Genomic DNA, 12,836 nt, shown 5'->3' with positions numbered 1-12,836 from the left:
TCAGTGCATCCACGGCGATGGCGACGCGCGCCCGCGCTAGATTGATCGCTGATTCACGCGCTTCGATAGCGCCTCGGCGGATTCCCGGCGTTCGCTGTAGCGATCGACCAGGTAGTCGGCCACGTCGCGCGTCATCAGGGTGAATTTCATCAGTTCTTCCATGACGTCGACGATACGGTCGTAGTACGCCGACGGGCGCATGCGGTCGTTGTCGTCAAACTCAAGAAAGGCCTTGGCTACCGAGGACTGGTTTGGAATCGCGATCATGCGCATCCAGCGCCCCAGCACGCGCATCTGATTGACGGCGTTGAACGATTGCGAGCCGCCACTGACCTGCATCACTGCCAGCGTCTTGCCCTGCGTTGGCCGCACCGCGCCGAGGGCGAGCGGAATCCAGTCGATCTGCGCCTTCATGATGCCGGTCATCGCGCCGTGCCTTTCCGGCGAGGTCCAGACCATGCCCTCGGACCACGCCGCCAGTTCGCGCAGCTCCTGCACCTTGGGGTGCGATTCCGGCGCCCCATCCGGCAGCGGCAAGTCTGCGGGGTCGAACACGCGGGTTTCAGCGCCCAGCGCCTGCAGCAGTCTCTGCGCCTCGTAGCTCACCAGGCGGCTGAACGAGCGCGGGCGCAGAGACCCGTACAGCAGCAGGATGCGCGGCGGATGCGCGGCTCGCAGCGGCGCGTGCAGCTTGGCCAGATCGGGCCGCGCGAACAGGGCGGGATCGACCTGCGGCAGATCAGCGAACACGACGGCCCTGGGTGTCGATCACCACCTCGCCGTCTTCCTTGGCGAACGCTGCTTTCTGGTCGGCTGGCAGCAGGTCGAGCACGGCTTCGGACGGACGGCACAGTCGCGCGCCCAGCGGCGTCACCACGATCGGTCGATTGATGAGGATGGGATGCTGCAACATGAAGTCGATCAGCTCGTCGTCGCTCCACTTCGGATCGGCCAGTCCCAGCTCGGCATAGGGCGTCCCCTTCTCGCGCAGCGCTTCGCGCACGGCGACTCCCATGCGCGCGATCACTGCCCTGAGCGTGGCGCGGTCCGGCGGCGTCTTCAGGTATTCGATCACCGTGGGTTCGATGCCGGCGTTGCGGATCAGGGCCAGGGTATTGCGCGAGGTACCGCAGGCGGGGTTGTGATAGATGACGATGGACATGGCATTGCGGACCAGGTGAGAAAAACGGGTGGCTTGTCGGCGGGCTTTTCCGACCGTTGGGCAGCGCTGAGGCGAGCATTGATCTCGACCTGATCGCCATCCGGGTCGCTCAGCGATCGCTCGTGCAGCGGTGTGCCCTTCCAGGTGGTGCGCGGCGGCTTCTCCATCGCGGTCACCGCCAGCGGACTGAGTCGCGTGGGTGTGGCCCTGGCCCCGGCCCTGGCAACCTCGAATTCGGCGCCGACCAAGGCGCGCGCCGGATCTTCGGCCATCTGGCTGCGGGCCGCATTGGCCAGGCGGAGAAAGAGGATCTTTCCGAAATCCACGATCAGCCTCTTGTGTCGGGCGGCGCCGCGCAGATGCCGGGCTTGCGCTCATACCAGCTCTGCGAGGCGTTGACGATCTTGACCACCGACAGCATCACCGGCACCTCGATAAGCACACCGACCACGGTGGCGAGCGCCGCACCGGACTGGAAGCCAAACAGGCTGATCGCAGCAGCCACTGCGAGCTCAAAGAAATTGCTGGCGCCGATAAGCGCCGACGGCCCGGCCACGCAGTGCGCCTCGCCGGCGGCGCGATTGAGCAGGTAGGCCAGACCGGAGTTGAAGTAAACCTGGATCAGGATCGGCACCGCCAGCAGCGCGATGACCAGCGGCTGCTCGACGATCTGCTGTCCCTGAAATCCGAACAGCAGCACCAGGGTGGCAAGCAGCGCGAACAGCGACAGCGGCTGCAGGCTGCCGAGCAATCGGGCGATCACGGCTTCGCCGCCCCGTGCCAGCAAGTGCCGACGCAGCAGCTGCGAGACGATCACCGGCACCACGATGTACAGCCCCACCGACAGCAGCAGCGTATCCCAGGGCACCACGATCGCCGACAGTCCCAGCAGCAGCGCCACGATGGGCGCAAAGGCCACGATCATGATGGCGTCGTTCAGCGCCACCTGGCTCAGCGTGAAGTGCGGCTCGCCGCGGCACAGATGGCTCCACACGAACACCATCGCGGTGCAGGGCGCCGCCGCCAGCAGGATGAGCCCGGCGATATAGGATTCGATCTGATCCGCCGGCAGGTAGGGCCTGAACCAGTAACCGATGAACAGCCATGCCAGCGCGGCCATCGAGAACGGCTTCACCGCCCAGTTGATTGCCAGGGTGACGCCGATGCCGCGCCAGTGGTCGCGCACTCCCCCCAGTGCGCCGAAATCGATCTTCAATAGCATCGGCACGATCATCAGCCAGATCAGGCCGGCCACCGGCAGGTTCACCCTGGCCACCTCGGCCGCACCCATCGACTGAAAGAACCCCGGCAGGGCGTGGCCCAGAACAATGCCGACAACGATGCAGGCTGCGACCCACAGGGAAAGATAGCGCTCGAAGATGGACATGAGCTACCGGCAATCCTGCGGAGCGCAGGTGCTCTCGACGCAGCAGTTCTCGGTGAGATAGTCGACCAGACTGCGCATGGCCTTAATGTCGGGGAAGTAGTAGATGTAGCGGCCTTCCTGCCGCGACTTCAGCAGACCGGCATGGCTCAATTCCTTGAGATGAAACGAAAGTGTCGCCGGCGGAATCTTCAGCTTGGCGGCGATCTCGCCGGCTGGCAGACCCTCCGGCCCGCGTCGCACCAGCAGTCGGAACACCGCCAGCCGGGAGTCCTGCGCCAGCGAAGCCAGCTTGATCACGGCAGATGCTGAATTCATGTTTCCAAGTTTATCGAACTAATGCACGATGACAACGGGCGGCCCTGGCATCCATGACCTCGGCGGCCCGGATCGACGCCGCCGGATGGCCGGGAAAGCTCCGAGCCGGCATAGTCCGGTCTTCGCCCCGGTTCGTATGCCCATTCAATGATGCCTTTCGAGCCCGTCGTCGCCGTCGAGCAGATCACGCCCGAGTGGCTGACCCAGGTCCTGACCCACGCGGGACGCCTGCGCGGCGCCCGGGTCGCGAGTGTGCAGCGCGAAACCTGCGGCACCGGCCAGCTCGGCGACAGCTATCGATTCACCCTGACCTACGATCCGCCTTCCTCCGGACCCGCCACCCTGGTGGGCAAGTTCGCGTCCAAGGACCCCACCAGCCGCGAGTTCGGCAGCCGCTCCGGTTACTACCGCAGCGAGATCGGCTTCTACACCGACCTGGCGCCGCAGCTCGCGATGTCGATTCCCACCGCGGTGCACGCCGCGCTGGCCGACAACGTCACCGACTTCGTGCTGCTGATGGAGGACTTGGCGCCGGCGCGACAGGTGGACCAGTTGCTCGGCTGCGACGCCGACGAGTCGGCCCGGGTGCTGACGCAGGCCGCCGCGCTGCATGCCGCCAGCTGGCACGACCGCAAGCTGGCCGCACTCGATTGGCTGCAGGGTCCGGTCGGGATCTTCGGTCAGGTCACCGACAACTTCGCTGGCGTGCTGAAGACCTTCCCGGACCTCTGCGCCGATCTGGTGCCGGACGCCGACCTCGCCGTGGCGGCGGGGCTGATCGACCATGCGGCGGCCTGGAAAGGCGTGTTCAGCGAACCGCGATGCCTGTGGCACAGCGATCTGCGCGCCGACAACGTGCTGTTCGACGCCGTTGGCGGCACCCGGCCGGTGGTTGTGCTCGACTGGCAGGGCCTGGGGTTTGGCTGCGGCAGCATCGATATCGCCTACTGGATGGGCACCAGCATGACGGTCGAGCAACGTCGCGTGCACGAGCGTGCCCTGGTCCAGCACTACCATCGCGAACTGGTGGGACTCGGGGTGAGCGGCTACAGCGCCGAGCGTTGCTGGGACGACTACCGCCTCCACGCGATTCACGGACTGCAGGTCGGCGTGTTTGGTCTTGGCGCGGTCAAGCGCACGCCGCGCGGCGACCGCATGTGGAAGCTATGGATAGAGCGCACCGCCGCCCAGGTGCGCGATCTGGACAGCTTCGAGGTGCTCGGAAGAATCGGATAAGCCACCCGAAGGCAGCGCTCATCCCGGCGGGTCAGGCCTGGTGGTCCGCACCGCCTCCAGCACCGCGTCGAGGCTGGACGCATCTTCCAGCCCGGTGGCGTCGCCGGTGATGCGGCCGGTCTCGACCGCCTCGCGCAGCAGTCGGCGCATGGTCTTGCCGGCGCGGGTCTTGGGCAGCGCGCGACAGGGGATGATGCGCGCCAGCCGCGCGATGGCCCCGATCGACGCGATCACCGCCTGGTCGATGGCGCGCAGCACCGCGTCGCGATCCGCGTCCGCGCGCAGCACCACGAAGGCCACCGGCACCATGCCCTTGAGCGCATCGTTGACGCCGACCACCGCGCCGTCGCCGACACCGGTCTGGCCGCAGACGATGGATTCGATCTCGATGGTGCTGATGCGATGCGCGGCGACATTGATCACGTCGTCGGCGCGGCCGAGCACCCAGAGATGACCGTCGGCGTCCTCGACCGCCTCGTCGGAGCTGCTGTAGTGACCGGGGAAGCGCTCGAAGTAGGCGCTGCGATAGCGCGCCGGATCGTCCCAGATGGTGCGCGCGAGCGTCGGGAAGGGATGGCACAGCACCAGATTGCCCTTGTTGCCCGGCGGAACCGGCTGACCGGCGTCGTCGAGAATCGCGTAGGCGTGGCCAGGCACCGGCGTGCCGCAGGAGCCGGGTTTGAGCGGCTCCACGCCGTAGACCGGATAGGTCCAGGTGGAACCGGTCTCGGTCTGGCCGTAGGCGTTAACCACCGGCACGTCGAAGGCCTCGACCGTCCATTGAAACGTGGCCGGGTCCAGCGGCTCGCCCTGCACGGTGATCAGGCGCAGTTGCGGCAACGGGTGTGCGCGCCGCATGTCGTCGCCCAGCGCACGCAGCATGCGCAGCGCGGTCGGCGCGCTGAGGATCTTGGTCACGCCGTGTTGCTCGGCGATGCGGTAGAAGCGATCCGGCGTCGGCGTGTCGAACGCGCCCTCGTAGCAGACCAGCGTCGCGCCGTGGGCCAGACCGCCGACCGCGGCCTGGATCGGAAACGTGAGCCAGCCGATGTCGGTGGCGCACCAATACACGTCGTCGTCCTGCGGCCCGATCTGCCACTGCACGTTGGCCCAGGCCCCGAGCAGAAACCCGGCGCTGCTGTGCACCACGCCCTTGGGCTTGGATTCGGTGCCGCTGGTGAAGATCAGGAACGCCGGTTCGTTGGCCTCCATCGGCTCGCAGGGGCAGTCGGCGGACTGGCTGTCGACCCGGTCACGCCATCCATGCTCGCCGGCTTGCAGGTTCGCGGCCTCACCGCTTCGCTCGACCACCAGCACGTTCTCCAGCGCCGGGCACGAGGGCCGGGCCTTGCGTGCCTGCGCCAGCAAGGGCAGGGCACGACCGCGGCGCCAGCAGCTGTCCGCCGTGATCAGCAGCTTGGCGCGTGCGGTCTGCAGGCGCAGGGCCACAGCCTCGGGCGAAAATCCGGCGAACAGCACAGTGTAGATCGCGCCGATGCGGTTGCAGGCCTGGATCGCGACGATGGCCTCGGGCAGGTTGGGCAGGTACAGCGCCACCACGTCGCCCTTCGCCACGCCCAGCGACTTGAGCGCATTGGCGCAGCGCGCGACCTGGTCACGCAGCTCGGCATAGCTCAGGCGAACGACGTCGCCCGGCTCGCCTTCCCAGATCAGCGCGGTGCGACCCTTTCGCGCCGGGTCTTCGGCCCAGCGATCGACGCAGTTGTCGCAGACGTTGAGACGGCCCTCCTCGAAATAGCGGAAGTCCGGAAAGCCGCCACTGACCACGCGCGACCAGGGCTGCATCCAGCGCAGATGCCGCGCCGCCCAGGCCCAGTAGCCGTCCATGCCCTCGCGTTCCTGCACCGCGCGCGCTTGCGTGAGCAGGGCTTGTTGCGAGGGGACCTGCCAGTTCGCCTTCAGCGGGACCAGGGGCTGGGAGATCAGTTTCTGCAGGGCGTCGTCGGTGCTCACGCGGGCTCCGGGGTCGGGGTGTGGGGGCGGTTTTCCTGCGCGCGGATCGTCAGCAGTCGCTGGTGCTGGCTCACGCTGTCGCCGACGGCGCAGGCAAGGTCATCGGCGCAGCCGTCGTGCGGGGCGTTCAAGGTCAGCAGCAGCTTCATCGCTTCCATCTCCAGCACAGGCGCGCCGGCGCGCACGGCTTGGCCGCGCTGCACGTGGACGCGGGTGACCACGCCGGGCATCGGTGCGCTCACTTCGCCGCTGCTCGTCGCCGTCGCGCCGCCGACGCATGCCAGCGAGTCGAGCAAGGATTCGCTGCGCAGCCGACACTGCTGGCCGAGCCGCCCGATCAGCCATTCGCCGGCGGCCAGCGGGGTCAGCGCGTAGCGATCCGGGGTCTGGCCGCGGATGCCCAGCGCCCAGTGCCAAGCGTCGAGGCGCTCGATGTGCCAGCGCTGCGGTTCGCCGTCGAGTTCGATCAGCCAGTCGTCGCCGTCCGGTGCGAGCGCGACATCGAGCGGGCGGCCATCGGCCATGTTGTACACGCGTCGGCGCGCAAGGCCCTGCCATCCGGCACCGCCCAGGTTTCGGAACGCGGCCGTGTGCGCGCTGCCCTGCGCGCGAAGGTCGAGCCCCGCATGCGCTGCGAGCACCGCCGCCGCATGCGCGTGACGGGACTCGCCGGTCCAGCCCGCCCCGAAGGCCTCGTCCAGATACCCGGTGTGCAGCGGCGCGGCGAGAAACGCCGGCCGCCGCAGCAAATCGAGCAGGAAGGCTTGATTGGTACCGGGGCCGCTGATCTCAAGCTGTTCGAGCCCGCGGCACAGCCGTTGCAGCGCGGTGCTGCGGCTCAGACCCGCGCCGATCAGCTTGAGCAGCAGCGAGTCGTAGTGCGGCGAGACGGTGCTGTGCGCGTCGATGCCGCTGTCCACGCGCAGGCCCTCGAACTGCGGCTCGCGGTAGTGCAGCACGCCACCGGGGCGCGGGATGAAGCCGTCGGCTGGGTCCTCGCAGTTGACGCGCGCCTCGACGGCCCAGCCCTTCGGCTGCATCGGCTGCGCCATAGGCAAGGCCTCGCCCGCGGCCAGGCGCAGTTGCAGCTCCACCAGGTCCAGCCCGGTGACCTGCTCGGTGACCGTGTGCTCCACCTGCAGCCGCGTGTTCATCTCCAGGAAGTAAGGCGTGTCCGCGCCGGCTTCGAGAATGAATTCCACCGTGCCCAGCGAGTCGTAGCCGATCGCGCGACCGAGCCGCAACGCGGCCTCGTGCAGTTGCTCGCGCACCGAGGCGTCGAGATGCGCGGCCGGGCTTTCCTCGATGAGTTTCTGGTAGTGACGCTGCACCGAGCACTCGCGCTCGAACAGGTGGATCAGCGCGCCGTGGCGATCACCCGCGAGCTGCACCTCCAGATGGCGCGGCCGCAGGATGCAGCGTTCGAGCAGCACGCGCGCATCGCCGAAGGCACGCAACGCCTCCTGCTGCGCAAGTTGCAGTTGCGCTGCGAAATCCTCGATGCCGTCGACGCGCCGCATGCCCTTGCCGCCACCGCCGGCGCTGGCCTTGATCAGCAGCGGGAAGCCGACGCGCTGCGCCTCTTGCCGCAAGCGTTCGGGATCCTGCTCGTCGCCCTCGTAACCCGGCACGCAGGCGACGCCCGCGGCCTGCGCGATGCGCTTGGATTCGATCTTCGAGCCCATCCGGCGGATCACGTCCGCACGCGGCCCGACCCAGATCAGCCCGGCCGCGACACAGGCCTGCGCCAGCTCGGCGCGCTCGGAGAGAAATCCATAACCCGGATGGATCGCGCGCGCACCGCTGTCCAGCGCGGCCTGCACGATGCGCTCGACGTCCAGATAGCTCTGCGCCGCGGCGGCCGGGCCGATGCACACGGCGTGGTCGGCTTCGCGCACATGGCGCGCATCGCGATCGGCCTCGGAGTACACCGCGACCGTGGCGATGCCCAGGCGTCGGCACGTGCGGAAGATGCGACAGGCGATCTCACCCCGGTTGGCGACCAGCAACGTGTGCATCAGCGGCGGGGTGTGTCGTTCGTCCACGTTCAAGGCCGGGCTCACATCCGGAACACCGGCGAGGGGCCGGTGTTCGGCGGCAAGGCCGCGGCGAGCGCGAGGCACAGGCCGATGACCTCGCGCGTGTCCGCGGGTTCGAGGATGCCGTCGTCCCACAGCCTTGCGGTCGCGTAGTACGGGTCGCTCTGCTGCTCGAACTGCGCGTGCGTGCGGGCGCGGATCGCCTCGATCTCGGCTTCGCTGCCTTCGCCCTTCAAGCTGGCGCGGCGCAGGTCGGTGAGCACCGAAGAGGCGATCTCCGGGCTCATGGTGGCGATCCGCGCATTGGGCCAGGCAAACAGGAAGTTGGGCGCAAAGCCGCGGCCGCACATGCCGTAGTTTCCGGCACCGTAGGAGCCGCCGATGATCACGGTCAGGCGCGGCACGCGCGCGGTGGCCATGGCGTACACCAGCTTGGCGCTGTGGCGTGCAATGCCGCCGCGCTCGGCGTCCACGCCGACCATGAAGCCGGTGATGTTCTGCAGGAACAGCAGCGGAATCTGGCGCTGGTTGCACAGCCCGATGAAGTGCGCGCCCTTGACCGCGGACTCTGAAAACAGCACGCCGTTGTTTGCGAGAATTCCGACCGGATGGCCGCACCAGTACGCCGTGGCGCAGACCAGCGTCGAGCCAAAGTCCGGCTTGAATTCCTGGAAATCGGAATCGTCGACCAGGCGCGCAATGAGCTCGCGCACCTCGTAGGGCTGGCGCGGATCGGCGGAAACGATGCCGGCGATGTCGCTGGCGTCCAGTCGCGGCGGCCGCGATTCGCGCAGTGCGCCAAAGCGCGGCGTCTGCCGGTTGAGCTTGTCCAGGATCTCGCGCACGCGCAGCAGGGCCTGCGCCTCGTTGTCGGCGAGGTAATCGCTGACGCCGGAGACGCGCGTGTGCATCTCCGCACCGCCGAGCTGCTCGCCATCGACGACTTCGTTGATCGCCGCCTTGACGATCTGCGGCCCGCCGAGATGGATGCGCGCCTGGCCGCGCACCATCACCACCTCGTCGGCCAGCGCCGGAATGTAGGCACCGCCCGCGGTGCAGCCACCGAACACCGCGGCGATCTGCGGGATGCCGGCCGCCGACATGCGGCACTGGCGGTGGAAGGTGTTGCCGAAATGATCCTTGTCCGGAAACACACGATCCTGTTCCGGCAGGTAGGCGCCGCCGCAGTCCACCAGGTAGATCACCGGCAGACCGTGCTGCTCGGCGATCTCTTGCGCGCGCACGTGCTTCTTGACCGTCTCGGGAAAGAACGACCCGCCCTTCACCGTGGCGTCGTTGGCGATCAGCATGCAGGCCACGCCGCGCACATGCCCGATGCCGGTGACGATGCCGGCCGCCGGCACTTCGTTGTCGTACAGGCCCCAGGCCGCCAGCGGCGAGAGTTCCAGAAACGGTGACAGCGGATCGAGCAGCAGATCGATGCGCTCGCGCGCCAGCAGCTTGCCGCGCTCGCGGTGACGCCGCGCCAGCGCCTCGCCGCCGCCGCGCAGCACGCGCGCATGGCGCTCGCGCAGCGTCTGCAGCAAGCCGTCGTGATGGACACGATTGGCCGCGTAGACGGGGGTGTCGTTTGCAACGCGGGTTTGCCACTGCGTCATCGGTGCGGCTGTCTCCCTCAGATCCGTTCACGCCGCAACTCGATACCGCGATACCGCTGCAGCCGGTTGCGGCGAAGCCCGGCAGGCGTTAATTTCTACCTAACGACTGTTAGAAGTCAACGACGGCCCCGCTCATGAAACCGCCAAGCGACGACGCTTTCTCCCCCGCGACCTTCCCCTTCGGCGCCGAACACGAGCTGATCCGCAGCTCGCTGCGTCGCTTCGTGGAGCAGGAGGTGAAACCCCACGGCGAGCAATGGGAGGAACAGGGCTTCGTGCCGCGCGAGGTGCTGCGACAGATGGGCGCGCTGGGCTTTCTGGGCATGCGCTACCCGGAAAGATACGGCGGCGCCGGCATGGATACGCTGGCCACCCTGGTGCTGTCGGAGGAGCTCGGCCGTTCCACCTTCGGCGGCTTCGCGGTGACCGTGCTGGTGCATACCGACATGGCCTGCCCGCACCTGCTGCACGCGGGTACGGAGGCGCAGCAGCAGCGCTACCTGCCGGCGCTGATCGCCGGCGAGAAGATCGCAGCGGTCGCGATGACCGAACCCGACGCCGGTTCGGATCTGGCCGCCATGCGCAGCACCGCGCGCCGCGAAGGCGATGATTGGGTGCTGAACGGCTCGAAGATGTTCATCACCAACGGCGTCCACGCCGACATTTATTTTGTGGCCGCCAAGACCGGCGATGCTGGCCGCTCGCATGGATCGATCTCGATGTTCGTGGTGGAGAAGGGCGCGCCGGGATTCCGCGTTTCGCGCGCGCTGCGCAAGCATGGCTGGCTGTCGTCCGACACCGCCGAGCTGGTCTTCGAGGACTGCCGAATTCCGGCGCAAAACCTGCTCGGTGAAGAGGGCAAGGGCTTTCTGGCACTGGTCAAGAACCTCCAGAACGAGCGCCTGACCCTGGGTGCGCAGGCACTGGGTGAATGCGACGCGGCACTGTCTCTGGCCTTGTCCTGGGTCACGCAACGCAAGGCCTTCGGCGGGCTGCTGTGGGACAAGCAGGCCATTCGTCAGCGCCTGGCGATGCTGGCTTCGCGTGTCACAGCGGCGCGCTCGCTGCTGTATCTCACCGGCTGGCGCGTGGCGCAGGGTGAATCCATGGTGCGCGAGGTGTCGATGATCAAGGCGCTGTGCGGCGAACTGGTCAACGAGGTGATGTACGACTGCCTGCAGTTCCACGGCGGCGCGGGGTACCTGCGCGACAGCGCCATCGAACGCATGAGCCGGGATGCGCGGGTGCAGTCGATCGGCGGCGGTGCCACCGAGGTGATGCTCGAGGAAGTGGCCAAGCGGATGCACGCATGAGCTTCGCGCGGCGCAAGGGCGGCGCCGAGCTGTCGCGGCGCCATATCCTGGATACCGCGGCGCGCCTGTTCCGCGAATCCGGCTACGCCGCGGTGTCCTTGCGCAGCATCGCGGCGGCCTGCGACATGAAGGCCGGCAGCCTGTACTACCACTTCGAGTCCAAGGACGAGATCGTGTTGGAGATCCTGCGGCTGGGGGTGGAGCACGTGTACCTCGCGGTGCGCACCGCGGTGGACGCGCTGGGGCCGGAGGTGCCGCCACAGCAGCGCATTGCCACTGCGGTTGAAACCCATCTGCGCGTACTGCTGGAGCTGCAGGACTACACCTCGGCCAACATCCGCATCTTCGGCCAGGTGCCGCGGGCGGTGCGCGAACGCCACATCGGCCTGCGCGACGAGTACGAGGCGTTCTGGACTTCACTGTTGCGACGTTATCTGAAGGACAGCGGCCAGGGCGGTCGCCGCTCGCTGGCGATGACGCGCTTCTTTTTGATCGGCGCGATGAACAGCACGCTGGAATGGTACCGGCCGGCCGGCCAGCCGATCAGGAGTGTGGCACGCGAACTGACGCGCATCCTGCTGCACGGGCTGCACGGCGCCACGACGGAGCCGGTGGCGAAGCGCCGGTTGTCGCGCCCATCCGCAGGATCGCCCGGGCCGAACCGCTTGGCTGCGGGCTAGCAAGGCGCCGCGCCCCCTTCGCAAGGGTCCGGCTCAGCGGCCCAGGATTCGAGCCCGGTACTCGCTCGGCGAGCAGCCCGCGTAGTCGCGAAATACCCGGCTGAAATGCGCAAAGTTGTTGAAGCCGCTGTCGAGCGCGATCTGGCTGATGCGCAGGCCCTGCAGTGCCGGGTTTGCGAGCGCCAGCCGGCAATGCTCGCTTCGTCGCCGCAGCAGATAGCGCCCGAAGCTGAGCCCGTCGAGCTGAAACAGGCGGCTGATCTGGCGCGTACTCACGCCGGCAGCGGCGGCCACCTGTTCCAGGTCCAGGCCCGGCTCGTGCAGGTGGGCGCCAACGTACTGCTTGATCCTTGCCAGCAATACCGCCTGATGGGTGCCCACGTCCGGGCGCTCACCCATCTCCTCGGCGAGCACGCTGGAGAACAGATTGAGCGCCATATCGGCGAGCAGCGGACGCTGGCCGGGCGACAAACTGGCGGCCTGCGCCAGACAGGACTGCAGGAAATCGCCCGCGACGCGGCTCAGGCCGCTGGATCGGCCGAGCTTGCGTCCGCGCGCGCGCGCTCGGGAACCCGGAAGCGATCGCGCAGCACATCGTGAGGGACGTGCAGCACCAGGGACGTCACCGAATCTTCGTACTCGGCAGAATACGGCTCGCAGTTGTCGAGCAGGATCATGTCCCCCGGGCCCAACAGGTTTTCGGCGTGACGCTCGCGATACCGCGCATGCCCGCTGGCGTGGTAGCACAGGTAAAAGCGCGGCTTGCATGTCCTGGCGATGTCGACCGCTCGCCGGTGTATCCGCTGCGGTCCGGCGTCGATCCGCGAAATCTCGGTGCGGTCGAAAGTCTCGGTACTGATGGTGGCGCGAAACGCCTCGCCGACACTGGAGTCGCAATGCGCCTGGACAAAGGTCTGCGACACCATCTCCTGCCAGAACGCCACCCTTTGGCGTGGCGCCACCACATCGGTTGTCAGGACTTGGGTCATGGGCGAACTCCAGTGCGCTCGACCGGAACACCGGCGCAGCCTTGCAAACGCTACCGAGTATCGCTCCATCGCCAGGCGGACAAAAGCGCTGAATGCCGGCTCGGAACAGCAATCGGTCCACC

The 12,836-nt window shown here is 67.7% G+C and carries 12 protein-coding genes; 3 read left to right on the top strand and 9 right to left on the bottom strand.

Going from position 1 to position 12,836, the window contains the following annotated elements:
* Positions 1-36 precede the first annotated feature (36 nt).
* From arsH to ACOOHP_RS19715, 4 genes are all read right to left on the bottom strand, one after another.
* Positions 37-750 carry an arsenical resistance protein ArsH gene (gene arsH / locus ACOOHP_RS19730; protein WP_420468185.1) on the bottom strand — a complete coding sequence of 238 codons (714 nt, stop codon included), beginning with the start codon at positions 748-750 and terminating at the stop codon, positions 37-39.
* The gene (gene arsC / locus ACOOHP_RS19725; protein ID WP_420468184.1) at positions 740-1,162 is read right to left on the bottom strand and encodes an arsenate reductase (glutaredoxin); all 423 of its coding nucleotides are present in this window, start codon (positions 1,160-1,162) and stop codon (positions 740-742) included. Before arsC ends, arsH begins: the two co-directional genes overlap by 11 nt.
* Positions 1,163-1,490: 328 nt before the next feature.
* Positions 1,491-2,549: an ACR3 family arsenite efflux transporter gene (gene arsB / locus ACOOHP_RS19720; RefSeq protein WP_420468183.1), complete on the bottom strand. Its 1,059-nt coding sequence runs from the start codon at positions 2,547-2,549 to the stop codon at positions 1,491-1,493.
* A 3-nt stretch (positions 2,550-2,552) separates the two neighbouring features.
* The gene (locus tag ACOOHP_RS19715) at positions 2,553-2,864 is read right to left on the bottom strand and encodes an ArsR/SmtB family transcription factor (protein ID WP_420468182.1); all 312 of its coding nucleotides are present in this window, start codon (positions 2,862-2,864) and stop codon (positions 2,553-2,555) included.
* A 147-nt stretch (positions 2,865-3,011) separates the two neighbouring features.
* On the opposite strand from ACOOHP_RS19715, the gene ACOOHP_RS19710 reads away from it, so the two are divergent.
* Entirely contained in the window at positions 3,012-4,100 is a 1,089-nt protein-coding gene (locus tag ACOOHP_RS19710; RefSeq protein ID WP_420468181.1) for a phosphotransferase, read from the top strand.
* An 18-nt stretch (positions 4,101-4,118) separates the two neighbouring features.
* Here ACOOHP_RS19710 and ACOOHP_RS19705 read toward each other — a convergent pair whose 3' ends face one another.
* The 3 genes from ACOOHP_RS19705 to ACOOHP_RS19695 are packed head-to-tail and all read right to left on the bottom strand — an operon-like array spanning position 4,119 to position 9,732.
* Positions 4,119-6,074: an AMP-binding protein gene (locus ACOOHP_RS19705; protein ID WP_420468180.1), complete on the bottom strand. Its 1,956-nt coding sequence runs from the start codon at positions 6,072-6,074 to the stop codon at positions 4,119-4,121.
* The gene (locus ACOOHP_RS19700; RefSeq protein WP_420468179.1) at positions 6,071-8,137 is read right to left on the bottom strand and encodes an acetyl/propionyl/methylcrotonyl-CoA carboxylase subunit alpha; all 2,067 of its coding nucleotides are present in this window, start codon (positions 8,135-8,137) and stop codon (positions 6,071-6,073) included. The genes ACOOHP_RS19705 and ACOOHP_RS19700 overlap by 4 nt, the downstream gene beginning before the upstream one ends.
* Positions 8,134-9,732, bottom strand: coding sequence for an acyl-CoA carboxylase subunit beta (locus ACOOHP_RS19695; protein ID WP_420468178.1), 1,599 nt, complete (start codon positions 9,730-9,732; stop codon positions 8,134-8,136). Before ACOOHP_RS19695 ends, ACOOHP_RS19700 begins: the two co-directional genes overlap by 4 nt.
* Positions 9,733-9,866: 134 nt before the next feature.
* Here ACOOHP_RS19695 and ACOOHP_RS19690 point away from each other — a divergent pair, with 134 nt between their 5' ends.
* A complete protein-coding gene (locus ACOOHP_RS19690) occupies positions 9,867-11,045 on the top strand; it encodes an acyl-CoA dehydrogenase family protein (protein ID WP_420468177.1) in 1,179 nt (392 codons plus the stop codon).
* Complete coding sequence (locus ACOOHP_RS19685) at positions 11,042-11,725, top strand: TetR/AcrR family transcriptional regulator (RefSeq protein ID WP_420468176.1); 684 nt, start codon at positions 11,042-11,044, stop codon at positions 11,723-11,725. Before ACOOHP_RS19690 ends, ACOOHP_RS19685 begins: the two co-directional genes overlap by 4 nt.
* A 33-nt stretch (positions 11,726-11,758) precedes the next feature.
* Here ACOOHP_RS19685 and ACOOHP_RS19680 read toward each other — a convergent pair whose 3' ends face one another.
* The gene (locus ACOOHP_RS19680; RefSeq protein ID WP_420468175.1) at positions 11,759-12,163 is read right to left on the bottom strand and encodes a helix-turn-helix transcriptional regulator; all 405 of its coding nucleotides are present in this window, start codon (positions 12,161-12,163) and stop codon (positions 11,759-11,761) included.
* A gap of 83 nt (positions 12,164-12,246) precedes the next feature.
* Positions 12,247-12,714, bottom strand: a complete 468-nt coding sequence (locus ACOOHP_RS19675) for a hypothetical protein (protein ID WP_420468174.1) — start codon at positions 12,712-12,714, stop codon at positions 12,247-12,249.
* Positions 12,715-12,836 lie beyond the last annotated feature (122 nt).

It is taken from the genome of Panacagrimonas sp., from assembly GCF_965216805.1.
In the GTDB taxonomy this organism is placed as follows: Bacteria; Pseudomonadota; Gammaproteobacteria; order Nevskiales; family Nevskiaceae; genus Panacagrimonas.
This window is presented reverse-complemented; position numbering and strand designations above follow the sequence as displayed.